Source organism: Pseudomonas sp. SDO524_S393 (genome assembly GCF_054071875.1).
In genome coordinates this window covers 120,822-147,193 of the sequence record NZ_JBSVVZ010000005.1, presented here as the reverse complement: position 1 = coordinate 147,193, position 26,372 = coordinate 120,822, and the positions used below count along the sequence as shown (strand labels likewise).

Genomic DNA, 26,372 nt, shown 5'->3' with positions numbered 1-26,372 from the left:
TACGCTGGGTCAGTCAGCACATATGCCGACTGACCCAGCGTATTCGCGGGCAAGCCCGCTCCCACTTTTTTGAACTGCTGTGATGCCTGAACGTTACAGCTTGATCCAGGTCGCCTTCAGCTCCGTGTATTTGTCGAACGCGTGCAGCGACTTGTCGCGGCCATTACCCGACTGCTTGAAGCCACCGAACGGCGCGGTCATGTCGCCGCCGTCATACTGGTTGACCCATACGCTGCCGGCGCGCAAGGCCCTGGCGGTGAGGTGCGCCTTGGAGATGTCCGCCGTCCAGACTGCGGCGGCCAGGCCATATTGGGTGTCGTTGGCAATCGCGATGGCCTCTTCGGCGCTGTCGAATGTGATCACCGACAGCACCGGGCCAAAAATTTCTTCCTGGGCAATCCTCATCGCGTTGGTCACACCATCGAAAATCGTCGGCTCGACGTAGGTGCCGCCGGTTTCTTCGAGGGTACGCTTGCCGCCCGCCACCAGCTTGGCGCCATCAGCGTGGCCAGCTTCGATGTACGAGAGCACCGTGTTCATCTGCTGGGTGTCCACCAACGCGCCGACGTTGGTAGCTGGATCCAGAGGATTGCCCGGTTTCCAGCCCTTGAGCGCCTCGATCACCAGTGGCAGGAATTTGTCCTTGATGGAGCGCTCTACCAGCAGGCGCGAACCCGCGGTGCAGACTTCGCCCTGGTTGAAAGCGATGGCGCCGGCGGCGGATTCAGCCGCGGCTTGCAGATCCGGGGCATCCGCGAACACGATGTTCGGGCTCTTGCCACCCGCTTCCAGCCAAACGCGCTTCATGTTCGACTCGCCGGAGCGAATCAACAATTGCTTGGCGATCTTGGTCGAACCGGTAAACACCAGGGTGTCGACGTCCATGTGCAGCGCCAGCGCATTGCCCACCGTGTGGCCGTAACCCGGCAGCACGTTGAACACGCCTTTTGGAATACCGGCTTCCACCGCCAGGGCGGCGATGCGGATGGCGGTCAGTGGAGATTTTTCCGACGGTTTGAGGATCACCGAGTTACCGGTGGACAGCGCCGGGCCCAGTTTCCAGCACGCCATCATCAACGGGAAGTTCCACGGCACGATAGCCCCCACCACACCAACAGGCTCGCGCGTCACGAGGCCCAGTTGGTCGTGCGGGGTAGCCGCAACTTCGTCGTAGATCTTGTCGATGGCTTCGCCGCTCCAGCTCAAGGCGTTGGCGGCGCCCGCCACGTCGACCGCCAGGGAATCGCTGATCGGCTTGCCCATGTCCAGGGTTTCGAGCAACGCCAGCTCTTCGGCATTGGCCTTGAGCAGCGCCGCGAAACGGATCATCGCAGACTTGCGCTTGGCCGGCGCCAGGCGCGACCACACGCCGGAATTGAAAGTGGCGCGGGCGTTTTCCACGGCGCGCTGCGCGTCGTCGGCGTCACAACTGGCAACGGTGGCCAGCAGACGGCCATCGACCGGGCTGATGCATTCGAACGTGGCGCCGGAAACGGCGGCGGTGTACTCGCCGTTGATGTAGGCGCGGCCTTCGATCTTCAGGTCCTTGGCGCGTTGTTCCCAGTCGGCACGGGTCAGGGTGGTCATGCGAGTGTCCTCCTCTTATTGAATACAAGGGCCAGGCGATGTCCCCTGGCAACCTCACAGAATTCTTGCCCGGCCAGCCTGCTGTTCGGCTCAAGGCAGCTGCCACCCTAAACCAGCGGCTGGGGGTGTTTCAATATATTTGACATAACGCCGGCAAACGCCCTTGCGATGTTCATTTTAATAAACATAGACTTTGGGCTTTCCAACCCCAGGCCAGACGGGACACGCACATGAGCATCCAGGACATTGTCGACTTCAGCCAAGCCAAGACCGCCGCCGATCGCTACCGCCCTGCCGCCGAAAAAATCCTCAAGGGCGATCCCGAGCAAACGATCTATAACCACTACAACAGTCCATGTGGCCAGATGAGTGCCGGGGTCTGGGAGGGTGAGGTCGGACACTGGAAGGTCAACTACACCGAGCATGAGTATTGCGAGATCGTGCAGGGGGTGTCGGTGCTGCGCGATACGGATGGCAACGCCAAGACCCTGCGCGCGGGCGACCGCTTCGTGATCCCCGCAGGCTTCAGCGGGACTTGGGAAGTGCTGGAGCCCTGCCGAAAGATCTACGTAGTGTTCGAACAAAAGGCCTGATCAGCGAATTACAGGCAAAAAAAAGCCCGTCTCTCGCGATACGGGCTTTTTTTCAGGAGGAAAATCAATTACTTGATTTTGCCTTCTTTGTACATCACGTGCTTGCGAACGCGCGGGTCGAACATTTTCTTTTCGAGCTTGTCCGGGGTAGTACGCTTGTTCTTGTCGGTAGTGTAGAAGTGACCAGTACCGGCGCTAGAGATCATTCGAATCAATTCACGCATGATAGAACTCCTTAGATCTTGCCAGCGGCGCGGATTTCGGCCAGCACGGCAGTAATGCCACGCTTGTCGATGATGCGCATGCCTTTGGCGGATACACGCAGGCGAACAAAACGTTTCTCTTCTTCAACCCAGAAGCGGTGATGCTGCAGGTTCGGCAGGAAACGACGACGGGTTTTGTTATTTGCGTGGGAAATGTTATTCCCAGTCACCGGACCCTTACCGGTAACTTGACAGACTCTCGACATGCCTCAGCCCTCTAAAACCACATGCCCAACCCGGCATGGGTTGGCCGCTTAATCTCTCAGTCATTTGGCGCCAGGCGCCGCGTTTCTTTAGGGTCTTACCGGCTACACCTACAAGCGAAGGAACCGGGCCCCTAGAAAAGAGCGCTGCTTTATACCAGAAAGACCCAAGCGCAACAACATCCTGTGAGTTTTTCCCTGTGCAAATCTGGGCAGCGGGCGCCTGAACCGTTGCCAGCAGGGGCGCTGTAACTGCCGACCGCTCGTCGCACAGAATGATTCACCGCGCTCGCGCGCACGACAAAATGCGCAGCGAAATTCACCGAGGCGCTATCAAAACAGCATTTGCCCCAAAAACACAGGCAAAAATGGACTGGTCATTTATCCAACAGGCCACTACGGTAGGCCTTTTCCAGACTGCACTCGCAGATGGGCCTTCGATCTGCAAAGGAAACCGACTATGCGCCTCGCTGCCCTACCGCTGTTGCTCGCTCCTCTCTTTATTGCGCCCCTGGCGTCTGCCGCCACCAACCTGAGCGTCTGCACCGAGGCCAGCCCCGAGGGCTTCGACGTGGTGCAGTACAACTCGCTGACCACCACCAACGCTTCAGCCGACACGCTGATGAACCGCCTGGTGGACTACGACGCGGTCAGTGGCAAGCTGGTGCCGAGCCTCGCGGACAGCTGGGAGGTGTCGCCGGATGGTCTGACATACACCTTCAAACTGCACCCGGACGTGAAATTCCATCGCACCGAGTACTTCACCCCAAGCCGCACCCTGACTGCCGAAGACGTGCGCTTCAGCTTCGAACGCATGCTGGACCCGGCCAACCCGTGGCATCAGGTTGCCCAGAGCGGCTTCCCCCACGCCCAGTCACTGCAACTGCCGGCACTGATCAAGAAGATCGACGCGCTCGACCCGCTGACCGTGCGCTTCACCCTGGATCACGCCGACTCTACCTTCCTGGCGGCCCTGAGCATGGGCTTCGCCTCTATCTATTCGGCGGAATACGCCGACAAACTGCTCAAGGCCGGAGCCACCGAAAAGCTCAACAGCCAACCGATCGGTACAGGCCCCTTCGTTTTCGTGCGTTTCCAGAAAGACGCCGTGGTGCGCTACAAAGCCAACCCGGACTATTTTGCCGGCAAACCTGCCGTGGATAACTTGATCTTCGCCATCACCCCGGACGCCAATGTGCGCCTGCAGAAACTGCGTCGGGATGAATGCCAGATCGCCCTGTCGCCCAAGCCGCTGGATGTGGGCGAGGCTGAAAAGGACGCTGCGCTCAACGTCGAGAAAACCGCCGCCTTCATGACCGCTTTCGTGGCTATCAACAGCCAGCACCCGCCTTTGGACAAACCCGAAGTGCGTCAGGCGATCAACCTGGCCTTCGACAAGGCCAGCTACCTGAAAAGCGTATTTGAAGGCACCGCCGAAGCCGCCAACGGCATTTACCCGCCCAATACCTGGAGCTATGCCAAGGAACTGTCGGGTTATCCACAGGACCTCGCCAAGGCCAAGGCACTGCTGGACCGTGCCGGGCTCAAGGACGGTTTCAAGACCACGATCTGGACGCGCCCTACTGGCAGCCTGCTGAACCCCAACCCGAACCTCGGCGCGCAACTGCTGCAGGCAGACCTCGCCAAAGTCGGCATCCAGGCTGAAATTCGCGTGATCGAGTGGGGCGAGCTGATTCGCCGCGCGAAGGCCGGCGAACACGATTTGCTGTTCATGGGCTGGGCCGGCGACAACGGCGACCCGGATAACTTCCTCACCCCTCAGTTCTCCTGCGCCGCAGTCAAGTCCGGCACCAACTTTGCCCGCTACTGCGACCCTGCACTGGACAAGCTGATCAGCGCCGGCAAGACCACCAGCGAGCAGGGCGTGCGCAGCAAGCTGTATCAGCAGGCGCAGGCGCAGATCCAGCAGCAGGCACTGTGGCTGCCGCTGGCGCACCCGACGGCCTTTGCGCTGACACGCAAGGGCGTAGAGGGCTATCAGGTCAGCCCGTTTGGCCGGCAAGACTTTTCCAAGGTCAGCGTCAAGCCATGAATACAAACCCGCCCCACTGGGGCGGGTTTACATCCACCCGTATTCAGCCATCGACAGCGGATCACCATCGCCAACGATGATGTGATCCAACACTCGCACATCGATCACTTCCAGCGCCGTTTGCAGCAGCTTGGTCAATTTTCGATCAGCCGCGCTTGGCTCAAGGCTGCCGGAAGGATGGTTGTGGCACAGGATCAACGCTGCGGCGTTGTAGGCCAGGGCGCGCTTGACCACTTGTCGCGGGTACACCATGGCCGAATTGATGGTGCCCTGGGACATCACCTCGAAGCCCAGCACTCGGTGCTTGGAGTCTAGAAACAGACACCCGAAAGTCTCGTGGGGCTCATGGCGCAGCATCGCCTTGAGGTAGTCGCGCACGGCTCGCGGGCTTTCCAACACCGAATCACTCCTCAGCCGCTCGGCCATGTGGCGCCGGGCCATTTCCAGCACAGCCTGCAATTGGGCGAACTTGGCCGGCCCCAGGCCCAATTGCTGGCTGAACAGTGCCAGGTTGGCCTCCAGCAGCGGTCGCAGGCCTCCAAACTGCGCAAGCAGATGTCGCGCAAGGTCCACGGCACTGCGCCCGGACACCCCGGTGCGCAGGAAAATCGCCAACAGCTCGGCATCGGAGAGGCTCTGCGCGCCCCCTTCCAGAAGCTTCTCTCGTGGCCGCTCTGCCGCAGGCCAATCACGAATACTCATCCCACCTCCGTGTGTACGTGCTCCGCTGTTGCCTGGCGGACGCTGTGTTATCTTAGGCCCTCTTTTTTGCGAGCGATTTCACCTGGGGAGGGGGCATCGTTCGCGCCATTGAACTGGCATCACTGAACTGGAAAGGCAAACCAATGCAGCGTCTGTATCGGAAACGCATCGTTCTCGGCGTCGGCGGCGGCATTGCCGCCTACAAGAGCGCTGAACTGGTCCGCAGGCTTCTGGACCAAGGTGCCGAAGTGCGTGTGGTCATGACCCGTGGTGGCAGTGAGTTCATCACCCCGCTGACCATGCAGGCCCTGTCCGGCCACCCGGTTCACCTGGACCTGCTCGACCCGGCCGCCGAAGCCGCCATGGGCCATATCGAACTGGCCAAATGGGCCGACCTGGTGCTGATCGCCCCGGCCACCGCCGACTTGATTGCCCGCCTGGCCCAAGGCATCGCCGACGACCTGCTGACCACCCTGGTACTGGCCACCGATGCCACCGTTGCCATCGCCCCCGCCATGAACCAGGCCATGTGGCGCGACCCTGCCACCCAAGCCAACACCCAACTGCTGCAAAGCCGTGGCCTCAAAGTGTTCGGCCCGGCGTCCGGCAGCCAGGCCTGCGGCGACGTCGGCATGGGCCGCATGCTCGAAGCCACCGACCTGGCGCTGTGCGCGGCCGAGTGCTTCCAGCACCTGGCCCTCACCGGTAAACATGTGCTGATCACTGCCGGTCCGACCCAGGAAAACATCGACCCGGTGCGCTACATCACCAACCATAGTTCAGGAAAAATGGGCTTTGCCCTGGCTGAAGCGGCGGTCGAGGCAGGCGCACGCGTCACCCTGATCACAGGTCCGGTGCATTTGCCGACCCCGGACCGCGTCACGCGAATCGACGTGGTCAGTGCCCGGGACATGCTGGCGGCCTGCGAAGCCGCTATTCCGTGCGACTTGTTTATCGCTTCGGCAGCGGTTGCGGACTACCGTCCAGAAGTGGTCGCCCCGCAAAAGCTCAAGAAAGACCCTACAAGCGGCGACGGCCTGCTCCTGCAAATGGTGCGCAACCCGGACATCCTGGCAACTATCGCCACCCGCCCGGACCGTCCCTTCAGTGTCGGCTTCGCCGCCGAAACCGAGCACCTGCTGGACTACGCCGCCCGCAAATTGAAAGACAAAAACCTCGACCTGATCGTTGCAAACGATGTCGCCAACCCGAGCATCGGCTTCAACAGCGAGGAAAACGCCTGCAGCGTGATTGATCGCGAGCTGCACGCCACCCTTTTCGCCCAGACCAGCAAAGGCAAGATTGCCCGCCAACTGATCTCTTTCATCGCCCAACGGCTGAACCAGGTTTAATTTACATGCACGCTTTGCAAGCCAAGATTCTCGACCCCCGACTCGGCAACGAATTCCCTCTGCCAGCCTACGCCACACCGGGCTCCGCCGGCCTGGACCTGCGCGCCATGCTCAAGGAAGACACCGTTCTTGAGCCGGGCCAGACGATCCTTATCCCTACCGGCCTGTCGATCTATGTCGGCGACCCGGGCCTGGCTGCGCTGATCCTGCCGCGTTCGGGCCTGGGCCATAAACATGGCATCGTGCTGGGCAACCTGGTCGGCCTGATCGACTCGGACTACCAGGGCGAATTGATGGTGTCGTGCTGGAACCGTGGCCAGACCGCGTTCAACATCGCTGTCGGCGAGCGAATCGCCCAGTTGGTGCTGGTGCCGGTGGTGCAGGCGCACTTCGAACTAGTGCAGGAATTCGACGAAACCCAACGTGGTGCCGGCGGGTTTGGGCATTCCGGCAGTCACTGACTAAGCTGAATCAGGCCGGACGCCTTTGTCCGGCCCGACGCCTGCGCAAGGCCTTTCAGGATGAAGAATGCGCGCACCGAATCAGCGAGATTTCCCCAGCGAAATCAATGTATTACGCAGAAAAAGCCACAAAGCTTGTGCGCCGATGGCATTTTTGCACCACGAACTCTCTGCCGAAAACGTCGTCATACCCTTCAGTTTGAGCCTGCCGGTCAGCCACACAAGGCCAGCCTTGCCCCCTTCAGATGGAGTTTCCCCCCGCGATGAGTACCGCAGCCCGAGTAGCCCCGACATTCCCCGACAGCATCTTTCGCGCCTATGACATCCGCGGCGTGGTGCCCAAGACCCTGACCGCCGAAACCGCCTACTGGATCGGCCGCGCCATTGGCGCCCAGAGCCTGGCCCAGGGCGAACCCAACGTTTCGGTCGGCCGTGACGGTCGCCTCTCCGGTCCGGAGCTGGTGGAACAACTGATCCAGGGCCTGGCCGACAGCGGTTGCCACGTGAGCGACGTCGGTCTGGTACCCACTCCGGCGCTGTACTACGCCGCCAACGTGCTGGCCGGCAAATCCGGCGTCATGCTCACTGGTAGCCATAACCCGTCGGACTACAACGGCTTCAAGATCGTCATCGCCGGCGACACCCTCGCCAACGAGCAGATCCAGGCCCTGCATACCCGCCTGAAGACCAACGACCTGACGAGCGGCAAAGGCAGCATCACCAAAGTCGACATCCTGCAACGCTACGCTGACGAAATTACCCGCGACGTCAAACTCGCGCGCCGCCTGAAAGTGGTGGTGGACTGCGGTAACGGCGCGGCCGGCGTGATCGCTCCACAATTGCTCGAAGCCCTCAACTGCGAAGTGATTCCGTTGTTCTGCGAGGTCGACGGCAACTTCCCCAACCACCACCCCGACCCGGGCAAACCTGAGAACCTGGTGGACCTGATTGCCAAAGTCAAGGAAACCGGTGCCGATGTAGGCCTGGCCTTCGACGGCGATGGCGATCGTGTTGGCGTGGTGACCAATACCGGTGAGAACGTCTTTGCCGACCGCCTGCTGATGCTGTTCGCCCGTGACGTGGTGTCGCGCAATGCCAACGCCGAAATCATTTTCGACGTGAAGTGCACCCGTCGTCTCACGCCACTGATCAAGGAATACGGCGGTCGCCCGCTAATGTGGAAGACCGGTCATTCGTTGATCAAAAAGAAAATGAAGGAAACCGGCGCCCTGCTGGCCGGCGAAATGAGCGGCCACGTGTTCTTCAAGGAGCGCTGGTTCGGGTTTGACGACGGTATTTACAGTGCCGCACGCCTGCTGGAGATCCTCAGCAAGGAAAAATCCACGGCGCAGGAGCTGTTTCAGACCTTCCCGAACGATATTTCTACGCCAGAAATCAATATCCATGTGACCGAAGAGAGCAAATTCAGCATCATTGACGCACTGCACGATGCGCAATGGGGTGAAGGTGCCAACCCGACCACCATTGATGGTGTGCGAGTCGATTACGCCAAAGGCTGGGGCCTGGTTCGCGCGTCCAACACCACACCGGTGCTGGTCCTGCGTTTCGAGGCGGATACCGAGGCTGAGTTGCAGCGCATCAAGGACGTGTTCCACGCCCAGTTGAAACGTGTTGCCCCTGATCTCCAATTACCGTTCTGATTTTTTACCGGAGCCCTGAATGACCCTCGAACGCGAAGCCGCTGCCAACACCGCCAAAGTCCTGTCCGAAGCGTTGCCTTATATTCGACGCTACGTCGGCAAGACGCTGGTGATCAAGTACGGCGGCAACGCCATGGAAAGCGACGAGCTGAAAACCGGCTTTGCCCGCGACATCGTGTTGATGAAAGCCGTAGGGATCAACCCGGTGGTGGTGCACGGTGGCGGTCCGCAAATCGGCGACCTGCTCAAGCGCTTGTCGATCGAGAGTCACTTCATCGATGGCATGCGCGTCACGGACGCGCAGACCATGGACGTGGTGGAAATGGTCCTCGGCGGCCAGGTGAACAAAGACATCGTCAACCTGATCAACCGCCATGGCGGCAGTGCCATCGGCCTGACCGGCAAGGACGCGGAACTGATCCGTGCGAAAAAACTGACGGTCACCCGTCAGACGCCGGAGATGACCCAACCGGAAATCATCGATATTGGCCAAGTGGGCGAAGTGGTTGGCGTGAACACCGACCTGCTGAATCTGCTGGTGAAAGGCGATTTCATTCCGGTGATCGCGCCGATCGGCGTGGGCGCCAATGGCGAGTCCTACAACATCAACGCCGACCTCGTGGCCGGCAAGGTGGCCGAAGCACTGAAGGCTGAAAAGCTCATGCTGCTGACCAACATCGCCGGCCTGCTGGACAAGGAAGGCAAGGTGCTGACCGGCCTGACCACCCAACAGGTGGACGACCTGATCGCCGACGGCACCATCTACGGCGGCATGCTGCCGAAGATCCGCTGCGCACTCGAAGCAGTACAGGGCGGCGTCGGCAGCTCGCTGATCATCGATGGCCGCGTGCCGAACGCGGTGCTGCTCGAGATCTTCACGGATACCGGCATGGGCACGCTGATCAGTAACCGCAAGCGTCCTTAAACGCTGAAAACAAAAAGCCCCCGCTCAATTCAATTGAGCGGGGGCTTTTTTATACACACAGATTTTGCAGCAATGTGGAGATCCCCTGTGGGATTTGGGTCAGACGCCAAACTGCTCGCGGTATGCGCGAACCGCAGGCAAATGCTGCTTGAGCTGCGGATCATCTTCCAGGAATTGCAGCACCTGGTTCAGCGATACGATGCTCACCACCGGAATGCCGAAGTCACGCTCCACTTCCTGGATCGCCGACAACTCACCGTTGCCACGCTCCTGACGGTTCAATGCGATCAGCACGCCGGCGGCCTTGGCGCCGTCCTGGGAGGCGATAATCTGCATCACTTCACGGATCGCGGTGCCGGCAGTGATCACGTCATCGATGATCAGCACGTCACCCTTGAGCGGAGCGCCCACCAGGCTGCCGCCTTCACCGTGGGCCTTGGCTTCCTTGCGGTTGAAGCACCATGGCAGGTCCTGCCCGTGGTGCTCGGCCAGGGCGACGGCGGTCGCGGCGGCCAGGGGAATACCTTTGTAGGCCGGGCCGAACAGCACGTCGAAAGGAATACCGCTTTCAACGATAGCGGCCGCATAGAAACGACCCAATTGAGCCAACGCGGAACCGGAGTTGAACAGGCCCGCATTGAAGAAATACGGGCTGGTGCGCCCGGACTTGAGGGTGAACTCACCGAAGCGCAAAACCCCGCGATCGATGGCAAAACGAATGAAATCGCGTTGATACGCCTGCATGAAAAAAGCCTCAGATACCACGGATTTAGCTAATTAGGTAGACGGCGTGTATCATACACGCACGCGATTTTTGGGGCCATTTATGCGGATCATCAGTGTGAACGTCAATGGTATTCAGGCTGCAGTCGAGCGTGGTTTGCTCAGTTGGCTGCAAGCACAGAATGCCGACGTCATCTGCCTGCAGGACACCCGCGCCTCCGCCTTTGAACTGGACGACCCAGCCTTCCAACTGGATGGCTACTTCCTTTATGCCTGCGATGCCGAAGTACCCTCCCAAGGTGGTGTGGCTTTGTACTCGCGGTTGCAACCCAAGGCAGTCATCAGCGGCCTCGGCTTCGAGACAGCCGATCGCTACGGGCGCTACCTGCAAGCCGATTTCGACAAGGTCAGCATCGCGACCTTGCTGCTCCCTTCGGGGCAGAACGGCGATGAAGACTTGAACCAGAAGTTCAAGCTAATGGACGACTTCGCCCGTTACCTGGATAAACAGCGGCGTAAACGTCGCGAGTACATTTACTGTGGCTCGCTGTACGTGGCGCAACAGAAGCTGGATATCAAGAACTGGCGCGACAGCCAGCAATCCCCGGGCTTCCTGGCGCCGGAGCGGGCCTGGATGGACGAGATTGTCGGCAACATGGGTTATGTCGACGCACTGCGGGAAGTCAATCGCGAAGGCGACCAGTACAGCTGGTGGCCGGATAACGAACAGGCCGAGATGCTCAACCTGGGCTGGCGCTTCGATTATCAGCTGCTGACCCCGGGCCTGCGCAGATTCGTTCGCAGCGCACGCCTGCCGCGCCAGCCGCGCTTCTCGCAGCACGCGCCGCTGATCGTGGACTACGACTGGACGCTGACCATCTGAGGTCTTTTTCCAGGCACAAAAAAACCGACATCGCTGTCGGTTTTTTTGTGGGCGTTCATTATTTGATCACACGCCAGGTCAACGGGTAGCGGTAGGCAATACCTTTGTTGGCCTTGATGCTGCCGATGATCGTCAGCACCACCGTGGCGATCGCCAGGAAAAACATCAGGAAGAACCCAACCACCGCGAAGGCCAGCACGATGCAAGCCAGCCAGGCGATGGCCACGGTGATCTGAAAGTTCAAGGCTTCCTTGCCCTGATCGTCGATGAACGCATCCTTTTCCTTCTTCATCTGCCACAGGATCAGCGGCCCCACGACGCTGCCGAAGGGAAATACAAACCCCAGAAACGCCGCGAGATGGCACAACATGGCCCCCTGTCGCACTTCGTAGGAAGGCGTAGGTACCGGCATCTGGCTGTCATTCATGGCGCTTCTCCTTGAAGCGGGCTCAGTCCGCCAGGGCGGCGTTCTGCAGTTCGAAAATTTCGGTCATGCCTTTCTGGGCGAGGGCCAGCATGGCGTTCAGTTCAGCCGGCTGGAAGGGCGCACCTTCGGCGGTGCCCTGCACTTCGATGAAACCGCCGGTGCTGGTCATCACCACGTTCAGATCGGTCTCGGCAGCCGAGTCCTCCAGGTAGTCCAGGTCCAGCACAGGCTCGCCCTGATACATGCCGACCGACACGGCAGCGATCATTTGCTTGAGCGGGTCACCGCCTTTCAGGCCGCCGCGCTTCTTGATCACTTTCAACGCGTCGACCAACGCCACCATGGCGCCGGTGATGGAGGCAGTACGAGTGCCACCGTCAGCCTGGATCACATCGCAATCGACATACAGGGTCACATCGCCCAGCTTGGACATGTCCAGGGCTGCGCGCAGGGACCGACCGATCAGACGCTGGATTTCCAGGGTACGCCCGCCTTGCTTGCCGCGGCTGGCTTCACGCTGGTTACGCTCGCCGGTGGCACGGGGCAGCATGCCGTATTCAGCCGTCAACCAACCCTGGCCCTGGCCCTTGAGGAAACGCGGCACACCGTTTTCGACGCTGACGGTGCAGATCACCTTGGTATCGCCAAACTCGACCAGTACAGACCCCTCGGCGTGTTTGGTGTAGTTGCGGGTGATGCGGATCGAGCGGAGCTGATCGGCAACGCGACCACTTGGACGTTTCATAGGGAGACACCTGTACTGAGGACGAAAAACTGCCGAGCATTATAGAGCCGCCAACCGATTCGGGGCACATCTAAAAATTCGGTTACGAATGGCCGGGTTTGGGCGCACTCGCCCCACTGCGCTACAATCCTGCGCCTTCTTAACCATCAGCCCGTGTTTGCGGGGCTGCAACGCGAGGTACCGCCATGGTGCACAGCATGACCGCCTTCGCCCGCGTCGAAAAAGCCGGCGCACAAGGCACCCTGAGCTGGGAATTGCGCTCGGTCAACAGCCGCTACCTGGAACCGCACCTGCGCCTGCCGGAATCCTTTCGCGACCTCGAGGGCGCTGTGCGTGAAGCGCTGCGCCAGGGTATCTCCCGGGGCAAGCTGGAATGCACGTTGCGCTTTACCGAGGAGCATACCGGCAAGCCGCTTCAGATCGACCGTGACCGTGCTGCGCAATTGGTCGCCGCCGCCGAAACCATCGCCGGCCTGATCAAGCAGCCTGCCGCCCTCAACCCGCTGGAAGTGCTGGCATGGCCCGGCGTGCTGGTCGCCGACGCGACCGATCCGCAAGCCCTCAACGCCGAAGCCCTCGCCCTGTTCAATCAAGGTCTGAAGGAGCTCAAGGCCGGCCGCGAGCGCGAAGGCGCCGAGCTGGCCCGCCTCATCAATGAGCGTCTGACCTCCATCGAAGAAGACGTGGCGACCCTGCGCGAGCTGGTGCCGCAGATGCTCGCCACCCAGCGCCAGAAAGTGCTCGACCGCTTCGCCGACATGAAGGCCGAACTCGACCCGACACGCCTGGAGCAGGAAATGGTCCTGCTGGCGCAAAAGAGTGACGTCGCCGAAGAGCTCGACCGCCTGAGCACCCACATCCACGAAGTGCGCCGCGTGCTCAAGTCCGGCGGTGCCGCCGGTCGGCGCCTCGACTTCCTGATGCAGGAACTCAACCGCGAAGCCAATACACTGGGCTCCAAGGCATTCGACCCGCGCAGTACCCAGGCGGCGGTCAACCTCAAGGTGTTGATCGAGCAGATGCGCGAACAAGTACAGAATATCGAGTAAGGCAACTTCCATGACCCACAGTACTGGCACCCTTTACATCATTTCCGCCCCTTCGGGCGCGGGCAAGAGCAGCCTGGTCAAGGCCCTGACCGACGCCGACGAGCAGATCCGCATTTCGGTCTCCCACACCACCCGCGCCATGCGCCCGGGCGAAGTGAATGGCGTGCACTATCACTTCGTCGAGCGCACCGAGTTCGTCAAGATGATCGAACACGGCGACTTCCTGGAGCGTGCCGAAGTATTCGGCAACCTGTACGGCACCTCGCAAAGCCACCTGCAGCAGACCCTGGACGAAGGCCACGACCTGATCCTGGAAATCGACTGGCAGGGCGCCGAGCAAGTACGCCAGCTGATGCCCAAGGCGCGCTCGATCTTCATCCTGCCGCCGTCGCTTGAAGCCTTGCACCAGCGCCTGACCAACCGTGGCCAGGATAGCGACGAGATCATCGAAGGCCGCATGCGTGAAGCCGTCAGCGAAATGAGTCACTACGTCGACTACGACTACCTGATCATCAATGACGACTTTTCCCACGCCCTGGATGATTTGAAGGCGATTTTCCGCACCAATCAGCTTCAGCAAAAACGCCAACAGCAGCGTTTTGGCAAATTACTCGCCGAACTGCTCGGTTGACCCGCTCTTCCCAAAACCGTCGCAAGGGCCTTACATTGGCACTTGTGGCGATTTTGCGAGGGCCTGCGAAAAATCAGCGCTTCCCTAAACGCTGGTGATTTTTTAAACTGCTTAGTCCGCTTGCCCAACCGGGCAGCGCGCATCTTGCATTCGCTCCGAGGAATACCATGGCCCGCGTAACCGTTGAAGACTGCCTAGAACACGTGGATAACCGCTTTGAGCTGGTCATGCTCTCTACCAAGCGTGCCCGTCAACTGGCCACCGGCGGCAAAGAGCCCCTGGTCCAGTGGGAAAACGACAAGCCTACCGTTGTCGCCCTGCGTGAAATCGCCGAAGGCCTGATGAGCTACGAGTTCATCGCCGAACAGGAAATCGTTCAGGATGAACCGCTGTTCGCAGCGTTCGAGGACGAGTCCAACGAGGCGGTCTAAGCCTATGCCTGGTCGACGTAGCACGGCGCGGGGTCACAGCCAACGGCAGGAGTTCACACTTTGCCGAGCATAGACGCCCTCGCCGATCGCTTATCGGCCTACCTCGGCCCAGACCAGGTCAACCTGGTCCGCCGAGCGTATTTCTACGCCGAACAAGCCCACGACGGCCAACGCCGCCGCAGCGGCGAGGCGTACGTCACCCATCCTCTTGCGGTGGCAAATATTCTGGCCGACATGCACATGGACCATCAAAGCCTGATGGCCGCGATGCTGCATGACGTGATCGAAGACACCGGCATTGCCAAGGAAGCGCTCAGCTCCCAATTTGGCGATACCGTGGCCGAACTGGTCGACGGGGTCAGCAAACTGACCCAGATGAATTTCGAGACCAAGGCCGAAGCCCAGGCGGAAAACTTCCAGAAAATGGCCATGGCCATGGCACGCGATATCCGCGTGATCCTGGTCAAGCTGGCCGACCGACTGCACAACATGCGCACCCTGGAAGTGCTCTCCGGCGAAAAACGCCGGCGTATCGCCAAGGAAACCCTGGAAATCTACGCGCCCATCGCCAACCGGCTGGGCATGCATGCCATCCGCATCGAATTCGAAGACCTCGGCTTCAAGGCCATGCACCCGATGCGCTCCGCGCGCATCTACCAGGCGGTCAAGCGCGCCCGGGGCAATCGCAAGGAAATCGTCAACAAGATCGAAGAGTCCCTGAGCCATTGCCTGGCGATCGACGAAATCGAAGGCGAGGTCAGCGGGCGGCAGAAACACATCTACGGCATCTACAAGAAGATGCGCGGCAAGCGCCGGGCCTTCAACGAGATCATGGACGTGTATGCGTTCCGGATCATCGTCGACAAGGTCGACACCTGCTACCGCGTACTGGGCGCTGTACATAATCTGTACAAACCGTTGCCGGGCCGATTCAAGGACTACATCGCCATTCCCAAAGCCAACGGCTACCAGTCACTGCATACCACGCTGTTCGGCATGCACGGCGTGCCGATCGAGATCCAGATCCGCACCCGCGAAATGGAAGAGATGGCCAACAACGGCATCGCCGCGCACTGGCTGTATAAATCCAGCGGCGACGAACAGCCCAAAGGCACCCATGCCCGCGCCCGTCAATGGGTCAAGGGCGTGCTGGAAATGCAGCAACGTGCGGGTAACTCCCTCGAATTCATTGAAAGCGTGAAGATCGACCTATTCCCGGACGAGGTCTACGTGTTCACGCCCAAAGGCCGGATCATGGAGCTGCCCAAAGGCTCCACGGCGGTCGACTTTGCCTACGCCGTGCATACCGATGTGGGCAACAGCTGCATCGCCTGCCGGATCAATCGACGTCTCGCGCCGCTGTCCGAACCCCTGCAAAGCGGTTCCACCGTGGAGATCGTCAGCGCACCCGGCGCACGCCCGAACCCGGCCTGGCTCAACTTCGTGGTTACCGGCAAGGCGCGCACGCATATTCGCCACGCCCTCAAGCTGCAGCGCCGTTCCGAGTCCATTAGCCTCGGCGAACGCCTGCTGAACAAAGTCCTCAACGGTTTCGACAGCGCCCTGGACAAGATCCCGGCCGAGCGCGTGCAAGCGATGCTCCACGAGTATCGTCAGGAAACCATCGAAGACCTGCTGGAAGACATCGGCCTGGGCAACCGCATGGCCTACGTGGTCGCACGCCGTCTGCTGGGCGAAGGCGAACAGTTGCCAAGCCCCGAAGGTCCGCTGGCGATCCGCGGCACCGAAGGACTGGTACTCAGCTACGCCAAGTGCTGCACGCCGATCCCGGGCGACCCGATTGTCGGTCACCTGTCCGCGGGCAAAGGCATGGTGGTGCACCTGGACAACTGCCGCAACATCACCGAAATCCGCCACAACCCGGAAAAATGCATCCAGCTCTCGTGGGCCAAGGATGTCACCGGCGAATTCAACGTCGAGCTGCGGGTGGAGCTGGAACACCAGCGCGGCCTGATCGCCCTGCTGGCCAGCAGCGTCAACGCGGCCGACGGCAACATCGAGAAAATCAGCATGGACGAGCGCGATGGCCGCATCAGCGTGGTTCAACTGGTGGTCAGCGTGCACGACCGTGTGCACCTGGCCCGCGTGATCAAGAAGCTGCGCGCCTTGACCGGTGTGATCCGCATCACCCGCATGCGCGCATAAATCCCCTCCAACAAGGAGTCATTCATGACCAAGACCGTTATCTCCAGCGACAAGGCCCCGGCTGCCATCGGCACCTACTCCCAGGCCATCAAGGCGGGCAACACCGTCTACATGTCCGGCCAGATTCCGCTGGACCCGAAGACCATGGAACTGGTGGAAGGCTTCGAAGCCCAGACCGTTCAGGTCTTCGAGAACCTCAAGTCCGTGGCCGAAGCCGCCGGCGGTTCGTTCAAAGACATCGTCAAGCTGAACATCTTCCTCACTGACCTGAGCCACTTCGCCAAGGTCAACGAGATCATGGGCAAGTACTTCGAACAGCCTTACCCTGCCCGCGCCGCCATTGGCGTGGCCGCCCTGCCAAAGGGTGCACAGGTTGAGATGGACGCGATCCTGGTCATCGAGTAAAACACCCGGCGCAACCGACATCGGTTGCGCCGACTTCGTTTTAAAAGGATTTCATGATGCGCAAAGCGCTTGTAGCCTCGTCACTGCTCGCCCTGTTGCTCGGCGGTTGTGCCAGCAATCCCGCCGACCTGGATGTGAGCGGCACCTGGATCAACCAGGTTGCCATCGATGCGGCAGCCAAGGGCGGCCCTTTGCGTGAAGCGCTGCAAAGCTATGGCCCGAACCTCGAATGGGAGGTCAACGCCAAGGCTGCGCAGGCGCGCTACTACAACGGCTTTGAAGTCGCCGAAGGCAAGTTGCTCGGTGAGAAATCCGGCGCCTGGAGCGTGGACTTCTACGGCAGCTCCGCCACCGAACTCAAGCGCAAAGGCAAACAACTGCTGCAAGTGGCCAACGACAACGAGCCAGAGCAACTGTTCGCACGCGCCAAAGACCCCGCTCCGGAAGGCGCGCCACTGGGCGCCAACTTCGAACGCGCGCTGTATGCGGCCTACATGGGCGGCGACTGGAAAATCATCGACGGCAACGGCCAGGGCGCAACGGTGCAGTTCCAGCCCAACGGTCAAGTGGCCGGCCTGCCTGGCGTCGATCAGTACTCGCTCTGCCTGGCAGGCGACTGCGCCTCCATGAGCGGCGGCTACGACAGCATCTGGCTGCAGCTGAACGGCAAGGGCAACCCGTGGATCTTCGCTCGCAAGGGCAAGCAGCTGGAAATTTTCCAGGCGGTGAACACCGCACAGACGGACGAAGTGCCGTCGTTTACTCCGGGCCCACGCCAGTGGCTCCTGGAAAAGTAATAACCCGCCTCACACGCTACAAATGTGGGAGCAACTGTCTTGGCAGACACCCTGTTGGCCATGCCGCCGTCTTCGCAGCGATGCGGCGACCCGACAAGCCAGCTCCCACTTTGTTAGATCACGTTTCAGCCTTTGAGGATGGCGGCGTAGCCCTCGCGATAGCTGGGATAGATCGGCTCCCAACCCAGGGCCCTGGCCCGTGCGTTACTGCACTGTTTGCTCCCTGCACGGCGCACACTGGCGTCCTCGGCCCATTCGGTCACGCCCAGGTATTCGCGCAACCAGCCCACCACCTCGGCCAGCGGCGCGGGCGCATCGTCGACACCGATGTAGATCTTGTCCAGCGAGCCGCCTTTTTCCACATGACGCAACAAAAAGGCCAGCAACCCTGCCGCATCCTCTGCGTGAATCCGGTTGCCATATAAAGGCGGATCGACTGCCACGCGATAGCCTTGTCGCACCTGAGTCAGCAACCACTCACGACCCGGCCCGTAGATGCCGGTCAGACGCACGATACTCGCCGGAATGCCGCTGTCGAGCGCCACTTGCTCGGCTTCCAGCATGATTTTGCCGGAATAGCCCTTCGCCTCGGTGTCGGACGTTTCATCGACGCGCTCGCCCTTCTGCTGCCCATAAACGCTGCTGCTGGAGACAAACAGCAAGTGCTTGGGCGACTGGCCATAGTCATTCAGCCACTCCAACACATGCTGTAACCCTTGCACGTAGGCTGCACGATAGCCGGCCTCGTCATGGTCGGTCGCAGCGGCGCAATACACCAGATAATCCACCCCGCCAATGGGCCAGGTGTCGGGACAATCCTTGTTGAACAGGTCACCGGCGATACCGATCACCCCGTCCGGCAGGCGCGAAATATCGCGACGCAGGCCATGAACCTCCCATTTCGACGCCAGCAATTGGCTGGCCAACCGGCTACCCACGTCGCCGCAGCCGGCAATCACAACAGAAGGCGCAGACATCACAGAACTCCGTACGAAAAGCTCAAGATTAGCCCTCGCAGATGACCAGCGGCCAGCAAAACGACAAATAAAGTAACTGTATTACTTTAGTTAACAAGAATTACTTGCAATAATAACCGCCCATTTGTCCTCGACCCCCTTGGGTCTGGCAGGGCGATCACTCATTTTTTTACTCAGGTCCGGCCAGCATGACACGCAATAACCTTCCCGCTTCGCCAACCAAGCCTCACAGCTCGTCCCGCGCCTGGCGCGCGATTGCCGCGCTGTTGTTCAGCGTACTGCTGGCGCCGACCGCCGCCTTCGCAGACGCCACTGCCCCTGCCGCACCGGCCGCTGCCGAGCACAATACCGCCACTCCGGCTGCACCGGCCGCCGCCGCGCCGGCTGCCACCGACCCGGCCGCAGCCCCTGCCGACGACACCGGCGTTGTCCTCGAAGAAGACAACACCCTGGGCATGGCCCACGACCTGTCGCCGTGGGGCATGTATCAGAATGCAGACGTGGTGGTAAAAGCCGTGATGATCGGCCTGGCCATCGCCTCGATCATTACCTGGACCATCTGGATCGCCAAGGGCTTCGAGCTGCTGGGCGCCAAGCGTCGTCTGCGCAGTGAAATCGCCCACCTGAAAAAAGCCACCACCCTCAAGGAAGCCAGCGAGACCGCAACCAAAAAGGGCACCCTGGCGAACCTGCTGGTACACGACGCGCTGGAAGAAATGCGCCTGTCGGCCAACACCCGCGAGAAAGAAGGCATCAAGGAACGCGTCAGCTTCCGTCTGGAGCGCCTGGTTGCCGCCTGCGGTCGCAACATGAGCAGCGGCACCGGCGTACTGGCGACCATCGGTTCCACCGCGCCGTTCGTGGGTCTGTTCGGTACCGTGTGGGGCATCATGAACAGCTTCATCGGCATCGCCAAAACCCAGACCACCAACCTCGCCGTCGTTGCCCCGGGCATCGCCGAAGCCCTGTTGGCAACCGCCCTGGGCCTGGTTGCCGCGATTCCTGCGGTCGTCATCTACAACGTCTTCGCCCGTTCGATCGCCGGCTACAAAGCCCAGGTGTCGGATGCGTCGGCAGAAGTCCTGCTGTTGGTCAGCCGCGACCTCGACCACCTGCCTACCGAGCGCAGCTCGCAACCGCACATGGTGAAAGTGGGGTAATCGGCCATGGGCCTGCATTTGAATCAAGGCGACGACGAACTCGTCGAGAACCACGAAATCAACGTCACGCCGTTCATCGACGTGATGCTGGTGCTGTTGATCATCTTCATGGTGGCAGCCCCGCTGGCGACCGTGGACATCAAGGTTGACCTGCCCGCGTCCAGCGCCAAGCCGGCGCCACGGCCAGAGAAACCGATCTTCCTCAGCGTCAAGGCGGACCAGCGCCTGTTCCTGGGCGAAGAAGAAGTCAAGACTGAAACCCTGGGCCCGGTGCTCGACGCCAAGACCCAGGGCAAGAAAGACACGACGATCTTCTTCCAGGCCGACAAGGGCGTGGACTACGGCGACCTGATGAGCGTGATGGATGCCCTGCGGGCAGCCGGCTACCTCAAGGTAGGCCTGGTCGGACTTGAGACGGCAGCCAAGAAATGATCACGACGCGCCACAAACTGACGCGTTATGGCACCAGCCTCGCCGTCGTGCTGGGCGTGCATGCCGTCGCGATCGCCATCGCGCTCCATTGGTCGGCGCCGCACACGGTGGTGCTGCCGCCAGCGGCCATGGTCATCGACCTGGCACCCATGCCGGCGCCTCCACCGCCGGCACCGCCCAAGGTAGTCACGCCACCGCAGCCGCCTGCACCGGTAGAAGAGTTGCCCCTGCCGAAACTGGCCGAGGCCCCCAAACCGACCATCCAGGTGCCCAAGCCGGTCAAGCCCAAGCCGAAACCGCAGCCACCCAAACCGGTGGAGAAAAAGCCCGAGCCGCCCAAGGAGAAACCTTCCGAAGAGCCGCCGAGCGAAACCCCGCCGACCAATGCCCCGGTGGAAAAATCCGCCCAGCCGGCGCCAGGTCCGTCGCCCCAACAGATAGCCGCCAAGGCTTCGTGGGAAGGCACCCTGCTCGCGCACCTGCAGAAGTACAAGAAGTACCCGCCAGGCGCCCAGGCCCGTGGCAAGGAAGGCTTGAACCGCTTGCGTTTCGTGGTGGACGGCGAAGGCAACGTGCTGTCGTACGAACTGGTGGGTCGCTCCGGCAATGCCGACCTCGACCGCGCGACATTGGACATGATCCGTCGTGCCCAGCCCCTGCCCAAGCCACCGGCCGACATGTTGAAAGGCGGCAGCATCGAAATCGTTGCGCCTTTCGTCTACAACATCGAAAAGCGCCGCTAGCGAAAAATGACGGTGGTGAGGGGCAATCCTCGCCACCTTCAGCAAAATCTCCCCTGCTCTGCGCTCAATCCCTGTCAAAGTTCTGATAACGTGCGTCTATCGATTGCAGCCGGTATGCTTGGCCCGCACCTCATGGACGCCCGCTATGACACTGACAGAATTACGCTACATCGTTACCCTCGCCCAAGAGCAGCACTTCGGCCACGCGGCCGAGCGTTGCCACGTCAGCCAGCCGACGCTGTCGGTGGGCGTGAAAAAGCTTGAAGACGAACTCGGTGTGCTGATTTTCGAGCGCAGCAAGAGCGCCGTACGCCTGACTCCGGTGGGCGAAGGCATTGTCGCCCAGGCCCAGAAGGTCCTGGAGCAAGCCCAGAGCATTCGCGAACTCGCCCAGGCCGGCAAGAACCAGCTGACCGCACCGCTCAAGGTCGGCGCCATCTACACCGTCGGCCCGTACCTGTTCCCGCACCTGATCCCGCAACTGCACCGCGTCGCCCCGCAGATGCCGTTGTACATCGAAGAAAACTTCACCCACGTCCTGCGCGACAAACTGCGCAACGGCGAGCTGGACGCGATCATCATCGCCCTGCCATTCAGCGAAGCGGACGTACTCACCCTGCAGCTCTACGACGAGTCGTTCCAGGTGTTGATGCCAGCCGACCACCCGTGGACCAAAAAAGACACCATCGACGCCGCCCTGCTCAACGACAAGAGCCTGCTGCTGCTCGGCGAAGGCCACTGCTTCCGCGACCAGGTATTGGAAGCCTGCCCGACCCTGACCAAGGGCAACGACGGCGCCAAGCACACCACGGTGGAATCCAGCTCCCTGGAAACCATCCGTCACATGGTCGCCTCCGGCCTGGGCATTTCGATCCTGCCGCTGTCGGCAGTGGACAGCCATCACTACGCCCCCGGCGTGATCGAAGTGCGCCCACTGACACCACCGGTGCCGTTCCGGACCGTGGCCATCGCCTGGCGCGCCAGCTTCCCACGGCCAAAAGCCATTGAGATCCTTGCCGACTCGATCCGCCTGTGCTCGGTGGCCAAGCCGCCTGTCGCGAGCTGATTCACCGTATGACTGAGCTGTCGCAGGTGTCGGTGACGACCCTAAAAGGTGTCGGTGAAGCCATGGCCGAGAAGCTGGCCAAGGTCGGCCTGGAAAACCTCCAGGACGTGCTGTTCCACCTGCCCCTGCGCTATCAGGACCGCACGCGCGTAGTGCCCATCGGTCATCTGCGCCCCGGTCAGGATGCCGTCATCGAGGGCACCGTCAGTGGCGCCGACGTGGTGATGGGCAAGCGCCGCAGCCTGGTGGTACGCCTGCAAGACGGCACCGGTGGGCTGAGCCTGCGCTTCTACCATTTCAGCAACGCGCAGAAGGAAGGCCTCAAGCGTGGCACCCGCGTACGCTGCTACGGCGAAGCGCGGCCCGGTGCATCGGGCCTGGAAATCTACCACCCGGAATACCGCGCCATTACCGGCGACGAGCCACCACCGGTGGACGCCACGCTCACCCCGATCTACCCGCTCACCGAAGGCCTCACCCAGCAACGCCTGCGCCAGCTGTGCATGCAGACCCTGACCCTGCTCGGCCCGAAAAGCTTGCCCGACTGGCTGCCACTGGAACTGGCCCGCGACTATCAACTGGCGCCGCTGGCCGATGCGATTCGCTACCTGCATCACCCGCCCGCCGATGCCGATGTCGACGAGCTAGCCCTGGGCCATCACTGGGCACAGCACCGTCTGGCCTTCGAAGAACTGCTGACGCACCAGCTGTCCCAACAGCGCCTGCGTGAAAGCATGCGCGCCCTGCGTGCGCCGGCCATGCCCAAGGCCAAGCACTTGCCCGCACAATACCTGGCCAACCTCGGCTTTGCGCCGACCGGTGCCCAGCAACGCGTGGGCAATGAAATCGCCTATGACCTCAGCCAGCAGGAACCCATGCTGCGGCTGATCCAGGGCGATGTAGGTGCGGGCAAGACCGTGGTCGCTGCCCTCGCCGCCTTGCAAGCGCTGGAGGCGGGTTACCAGGTCGCCCTGATGGCACCCACCGAGATTCTCGCCGAGCAGCACTTCATCACCTTCAAGCACTGGCTCGAACCTCTAGGCCTCGAAGTGGCGTGGCTGGCCGGCAAGCTCAAGGGCAAGAACCGCACCGCCGCCCTGGAACAAATTGCCGCCGGCGCCCCCATGGTGGTGGGCACCCACGCACTGTTCCAGGACGAAGTGCAGTTCAAGAACCTGGCCCTGGTGATCATCGACGAGCAGCATCGCTTCGGCGTGCAACAGCGCCTGGCCCTGCGTCAGAAAGGCGTGGGCGGCCGCATGAGCCCGCACCAGTTGATCATGACCGCCACGCCGATCCCGCGCACCCTGGCCATGAGCGCCTACGCGGACCTCGACACCTCGATCCTCGACGAACTGCCCCCCGGGCGCACGCCGGTCAATACCGTGCTGGTCACCGACACCCGGCGGGTCGAAGTGATCGAACGGGTGCGCAGCGCCTGCGCCGAAGGCCGCCAGGCGTACTGGGTGTGCACCCTGATCGAAGAATCCGAAGAGCTGACCTGCCAGGCTGCCGAGACCACCTTCGAAGACCTCACCAGCGCCCTCGGCGAACTCAAGGTCGGCTTGATCCATGGCCGCATGAAGCCGGCGGAAAAGGCTGCGGTGATGGCGGAGTTCAAGGCTGGCAATCTGCAACTACTGGTGGCCACCACCGTGATCGAAGTGGGTGTGGACGTGCCCAACGCCAGCCTGATGATTATTGAAAACCCCGAGCGCCTGGGCCTTGCGCAACTGCACCAACTGCGCGGACGCGTAGGCCGGGGCAGCGCCGCCAGCCATTGCGTGTTGCTGTATCACCCGCCGCTGTCGCAGATCGGGCGCCAGCGCCTGGGGATCATGCGCGAAACCAACGACGGTTTTGTCATCGCCGAAAAAGACCTCGAACTGCGCGGCCCCGGCGAAATGCTCGGCACCCGCCAGACCGGCCTGCTGCAATTCAAGGTCGCCGACCTGATGCGCGATGCCGACTTGCTGCCCGCCGTGCGCGATGCCGCCCAGGCGCTGCTCGAACGCTGGCCGGACCACGTCAGCCCGCTGCTCGATCGCTGGCTGCGCCATGGGCAACAATACGGCCAAGTGTGACGCCTGACTCACTTAGTCGACCAACAGTTGTATCAAGCTGGTTATACTTCGATGACTGTACGAATTTGGATCAGGCCATGTCAGAAGTTGCCCTCGCCACAGCCCCACTGACCGCCCCGCCGGTCATTCGGGCCCTGCTCGCAAAACTCGCCATCAGCTACACGGAAGTTGCCGAACAACCTGGCCTGAATCCCGCGCGAAAGGTCCAGGCCGTGTTGCTGGAAGATGCGGTGGGCGCCCTGATGGTGCTGTTCCCGCAGAATCAGTTGCTCGACCTCAACCGCCTCGCCGAACTGACCGGACGCCGCCTCACGGCCGTGTCGCCGGACCGCGTCGAGCGCATGCTGGCCAAACACGAGCTGAGCCTGCTGCCCGGCCTGCCGCCCATTACCAGTTCGCCGTGCCTGTACGAAGGCAGCCTGCTCAACGAACCGAGCCTGCTGGTGCATTCGGGTGAAGCCGGACTGCTGCTGGAAATCCCCACCGACGCGTTCAAGACCCTGCTCAACAAGGCCAGTGCCGGGCAATTCGGCGAACCGATTGCCAACATTCGTCCGAACCTCGACCGCCCTAACGATGACCGCGAGGAAATCACCCAGGCGATGCAGGCGTTCACCGCCCGCCGCATCCAGCAGCGCCTGGAAGCGACCATCGAGATTCCGCCGCTGGCCGATACCGCGCAGAAGATCATCAAACTGCGCGTCGACCCGAACGCCACCATCGACGACATCACCGGCGTGGTGGAAACCGACCCGGCGCTGGCCGCCCAAGTGGTGAGCTGGGCCGCATCGCCGTACTACGCCTCACCGGGCAAGATCCGCTCGGTGGAAGACGCCATCGTGCGCGTGCTGGGCTTCGACCTGGTGATCAACCTGGCGCTGGGCCTGGCCCTGGGCAAGACCCTGAGCCTGCCCAAGGACCACCCGCACCAGTCCACACCGTACTGGCACCAGTCGATCTACACCGCTGCGGTGATCGAAGGCCTGACCCGCGCCATGCCGCGCGCCCAGCGCCCCGAAGCCGGCCTGACCTACCTGGCCGGCCTGCTGCACAACTTCGGCTACCTGTTGCTGGCCCACGTGTTCCCGCCGCACTTCTCGCTGATCTGCCGCCACCTGGAGGTCAACCCGCACCTGTGCCACAGCTATATCGAACAGCATTTGCTGGGGATCAGCCGCGAGCAGATCGGTGCCTGGCTGATGCGCTACTGGGATATGCCGGACGAACTGTCCACCGCCCTGCGCTTCCAGCACGACCCGACCTACGACGGCCAGTACGCCGAATACCCGAACCTGGTATGCCTGGCCGTGCGCCTGCTGCGCAGCCGTGGCATCGGCTCCGGCCCGGACGATTCGATTCCCGACGCGCTGCTGGAGCGCCTGGGCTTGAGCCGGGAGAAGGCCGAGGAAGTAGTGGGCAAGGTGCTGGATGCCGAGGTGCTGTTGCGCGAATTGGCTTCCCAGTTCAGCCAGGGTTGACTCTGTAGTCTGTCAGACCGCTATCGCAGGCAAGCCAACTCCCACATTTTGATGTGTAAACACCGTCAAATGTGGGAGCTGGCTTGCCTGCGATAAATCCAACTCTGCCCTCCCGAAAACGGATTTCTTTTTCTTCGTTTTCAAATGCTCGACTGATCTCCAAGCCTGGACTGGAACAGCTGACGCCTGATAGGGCTATGCGCCTATTAAAAAGCGACGACAGAGGTGGTTAATCAATACTATAGCTCTACACCAAACGCTTAGATTCCATATTAAAGACACTCAGTTACAAACAAAGCGGAACTCAACCATCACCTCCATACACATAGTGTGCGCAAGTAAATTCTTCCTACTTAATGAAAGCAGAGCGTCCTA

The 26,372-nt window shown here is 61.3% G+C and carries 26 protein-coding genes and 1 pseudogene; 19 read left to right on the top strand and 8 right to left on the bottom strand.

Features of this window, described 5'->3' with window-relative positions; all coding sequences use genetic code 11:
• Positions 1-93: 93 nt before the first annotated feature.
• Positions 94-1,587, bottom strand: a complete 1,494-nt coding sequence (locus ACW9IB_RS04350) for an aldehyde dehydrogenase (RefSeq protein WP_457412508.1) — start codon at positions 1,585-1,587, stop codon at positions 94-96.
• Between the two features lie 230 nt (positions 1,588-1,817).
• Between ACW9IB_RS04350 and ACW9IB_RS04345 the strand changes: the two genes are divergently transcribed.
• Positions 1,818-2,180, top strand: a complete 363-nt coding sequence (locus tag ACW9IB_RS04345) for a cupin domain-containing protein (protein WP_457364836.1) — start codon at positions 1,818-1,820, stop codon at positions 2,178-2,180.
• Between the two features lie 68 nt (positions 2,181-2,248).
• On the opposite strand, the gene rpmG is transcribed toward ACW9IB_RS04345, so the two are convergent.
• Positions 2,249-2,404 carry a 50S ribosomal protein L33 gene (gene rpmG, locus ACW9IB_RS04340; RefSeq protein WP_457364835.1) on the bottom strand — a complete coding sequence of 52 codons (156 nt, stop codon included), beginning with the start codon at positions 2,402-2,404 and terminating at the stop codon, positions 2,249-2,251.
• An 11-nt stretch (positions 2,405-2,415) separates the two neighbouring features.
• The gene (rpmB, locus tag ACW9IB_RS04335) at positions 2,416-2,649 is read right to left on the bottom strand and encodes a 50S ribosomal protein L28 (protein ID WP_457364834.1); all 234 of its coding nucleotides are present in this window, start codon (positions 2,647-2,649) and stop codon (positions 2,416-2,418) included.
• A 457-nt stretch (positions 2,650-3,106) separates the two neighbouring features.
• Here rpmB and ACW9IB_RS04330 point away from each other — a divergent pair, with 457 nt between their 5' ends.
• Positions 3,107-4,699: an ABC transporter substrate-binding protein gene (locus tag ACW9IB_RS04330; RefSeq protein ID WP_457412507.1), complete on the top strand. Its 1,593-nt coding sequence runs from the start codon at positions 3,107-3,109 to the stop codon at positions 4,697-4,699.
• 27 nt (positions 4,700-4,726) lie between these two features.
• Here the strand turns inward: ACW9IB_RS04330 and radC are convergent, their stop codons facing one another.
• Positions 4,727-5,401 (bottom strand): RadC family protein, encoded by a 675-nt coding sequence (gene radC, locus ACW9IB_RS04325; RefSeq protein WP_457364832.1) that lies wholly within the window; start codon positions 5,399-5,401, stop codon positions 4,727-4,729.
• 143 nt (positions 5,402-5,544) lie between these two features.
• Here radC and coaBC point away from each other — a divergent pair, with 143 nt between their 5' ends.
• The 4 genes and pseudogenes from coaBC to argB all read left to right on the top strand — a co-directional run bounded on the left by coaBC (position 5,545) and on the right by argB (position 9,800).
• Complete coding sequence (gene coaBC, locus ACW9IB_RS04320; protein ID WP_015886530.1) at positions 5,545-6,753, top strand: bifunctional phosphopantothenoylcysteine decarboxylase/phosphopantothenate--cysteine ligase CoaBC; 1,209 nt, start codon at positions 5,545-5,547, stop codon at positions 6,751-6,753.
• Positions 6,754-6,758: 5 nt separating this feature from the next.
• Complete coding sequence (dut, locus tag ACW9IB_RS04315; RefSeq protein ID WP_014720481.1) at positions 6,759-7,214, top strand: dUTP diphosphatase; 456 nt, start codon at positions 6,759-6,761, stop codon at positions 7,212-7,214.
• A 239-nt stretch (positions 7,215-7,453) separates the two neighbouring features.
• Positions 7,454-8,875 (top strand): annotated as a pseudogene (locus tag ACW9IB_RS04310) (phosphomannomutase/phosphoglucomutase); the annotation flags it as partial.
• A gap of 19 nt (positions 8,876-8,894) precedes the next feature.
• Positions 8,895-9,800: an acetylglutamate kinase gene (gene argB, locus ACW9IB_RS04305; RefSeq protein ID WP_457364831.1), complete on the top strand. Its 906-nt coding sequence runs from the start codon at positions 8,895-8,897 to the stop codon at positions 9,798-9,800.
• Positions 9,801-9,899: 99 nt separating this feature from the next.
• On the opposite strand, the gene pyrE is transcribed toward argB, so the two are convergent.
• On the bottom strand, positions 9,900-10,544 hold the full coding sequence (gene pyrE / locus ACW9IB_RS04300; protein WP_457364830.1) for an orotate phosphoribosyltransferase: 645 nt from the start codon (positions 10,542-10,544) through the stop codon (positions 9,900-9,902).
• A gap of 82 nt (positions 10,545-10,626) precedes the next feature.
• Between pyrE and ACW9IB_RS04295 the strand changes: the two genes are divergently transcribed.
• On the top strand, positions 10,627-11,406 hold the full coding sequence (locus ACW9IB_RS04295; RefSeq protein WP_457364829.1) for an exodeoxyribonuclease III: 780 nt from the start codon (positions 10,627-10,629) through the stop codon (positions 11,404-11,406).
• Positions 11,407-11,464: 58 nt separating this feature from the next.
• On the opposite strand, the gene ACW9IB_RS04290 is transcribed toward ACW9IB_RS04295, so the two are convergent.
• The gene (locus ACW9IB_RS04290) at positions 11,465-11,833 is read right to left on the bottom strand and encodes a DUF4870 domain-containing protein (protein ID WP_457364828.1); all 369 of its coding nucleotides are present in this window, start codon (positions 11,831-11,833) and stop codon (positions 11,465-11,467) included.
• A gap of 22 nt (positions 11,834-11,855) precedes the next feature.
• Positions 11,856-12,578: a ribonuclease PH gene (rph, locus tag ACW9IB_RS04285; RefSeq protein WP_017735760.1), complete on the bottom strand. Its 723-nt coding sequence runs from the start codon at positions 12,576-12,578 to the stop codon at positions 11,856-11,858.
• 185 nt (positions 12,579-12,763) lie between these two features.
• Here rph and ACW9IB_RS04280 point away from each other — a divergent pair, with 185 nt between their 5' ends.
• The 6 genes from ACW9IB_RS04280 (at position 12,764) to ACW9IB_RS04255 (ending at position 18,057) form a co-directional block, all read left to right on the top strand.
• On the top strand, positions 12,764-13,627 hold the full coding sequence (locus tag ACW9IB_RS04280; protein WP_457364827.1) for a YicC/YloC family endoribonuclease: 864 nt from the start codon (positions 12,764-12,766) through the stop codon (positions 13,625-13,627).
• Between the two features lie 10 nt (positions 13,628-13,637).
• The gene (gene gmk, locus ACW9IB_RS04275) at positions 13,638-14,258 is read left to right on the top strand and encodes a guanylate kinase (RefSeq protein WP_032884410.1); all 621 of its coding nucleotides are present in this window, start codon (positions 13,638-13,640) and stop codon (positions 14,256-14,258) included.
• Positions 14,259-14,425: 167 nt separating this feature from the next.
• Positions 14,426-14,689, top strand: a complete 264-nt coding sequence (rpoZ, locus tag ACW9IB_RS04270) for a DNA-directed RNA polymerase subunit omega (protein WP_060753671.1) — start codon at positions 14,426-14,428, stop codon at positions 14,687-14,689.
• Positions 14,690-14,749: 60 nt separating this feature from the next.
• Positions 14,750-16,855, top strand: a complete 2,106-nt coding sequence (gene spoT / locus ACW9IB_RS04265) for a bifunctional GTP diphosphokinase/guanosine-3',5'-bis pyrophosphate 3'-pyrophosphohydrolase (RefSeq protein ID WP_457364825.1) — start codon at positions 14,750-14,752, stop codon at positions 16,853-16,855.
• Between the two features lie 24 nt (positions 16,856-16,879).
• Positions 16,880-17,260, top strand: a complete 381-nt coding sequence (locus ACW9IB_RS04260; protein WP_404697239.1) for a RidA family protein — start codon at positions 16,880-16,882, stop codon at positions 17,258-17,260.
• Between the two features lie 56 nt (positions 17,261-17,316).
• Complete coding sequence (locus ACW9IB_RS04255) at positions 17,317-18,057, top strand: hypothetical protein (RefSeq protein WP_457364824.1); 741 nt, start codon at positions 17,317-17,319, stop codon at positions 18,055-18,057.
• A 125-nt stretch (positions 18,058-18,182) separates the two neighbouring features.
• Here ACW9IB_RS04255 and ACW9IB_RS04250 read toward each other — a convergent pair whose 3' ends face one another.
• Positions 18,183-19,034, bottom strand: a complete 852-nt coding sequence (locus tag ACW9IB_RS04250) for an SDR family oxidoreductase (protein WP_457364823.1) — start codon at positions 19,032-19,034, stop codon at positions 18,183-18,185.
• A 188-nt stretch (positions 19,035-19,222) separates the two neighbouring features.
• Between ACW9IB_RS04250 and exbB the strand changes: the two genes are divergently transcribed.
• The 6 genes from exbB to ACW9IB_RS04220 all read left to right on the top strand — a co-directional run bounded on the left by exbB (position 19,223) and on the right by ACW9IB_RS04220 (position 25,997).
• A complete protein-coding gene (gene exbB, locus ACW9IB_RS04245; protein ID WP_457364822.1) occupies positions 19,223-20,194 on the top strand; it encodes a tonB-system energizer ExbB in 972 nt (323 codons plus the stop codon).
• Between the two features lie 6 nt (positions 20,195-20,200).
• Positions 20,201-20,626 (top strand): TonB system transport protein ExbD, encoded by a 426-nt coding sequence (gene exbD, locus ACW9IB_RS04240; RefSeq protein ID WP_017526806.1) that lies wholly within the window; start codon positions 20,201-20,203, stop codon positions 20,624-20,626.
• The gene (locus ACW9IB_RS04235) at positions 20,623-21,369 is read left to right on the top strand and encodes an energy transducer TonB family protein (protein WP_457364821.1); all 747 of its coding nucleotides are present in this window, start codon (positions 20,623-20,625) and stop codon (positions 21,367-21,369) included. The genes exbD and ACW9IB_RS04235 overlap by 4 nt, the downstream gene beginning before the upstream one ends.
• 145 nt (positions 21,370-21,514) lie before the next feature.
• Positions 21,515-22,435, top strand: coding sequence for a LysR substrate-binding domain-containing protein (locus tag ACW9IB_RS04230; protein WP_457364820.1), 921 nt, complete (start codon positions 21,515-21,517; stop codon positions 22,433-22,435).
• Positions 22,436-22,443: 8 nt separating this feature from the next.
• On the top strand, positions 22,444-24,519 hold the full coding sequence (gene recG, locus ACW9IB_RS04225) for an ATP-dependent DNA helicase RecG (RefSeq protein WP_457412505.1): 2,076 nt from the start codon (positions 22,444-22,446) through the stop codon (positions 24,517-24,519).
• Between the two features lie 77 nt (positions 24,520-24,596).
• Positions 24,597-25,997, top strand: coding sequence for an HDOD domain-containing protein (locus tag ACW9IB_RS04220; RefSeq protein WP_457364818.1), 1,401 nt, complete (start codon positions 24,597-24,599; stop codon positions 25,995-25,997).
• The last annotated feature ends 375 nt before the right edge of the window (positions 25,998-26,372 follow it).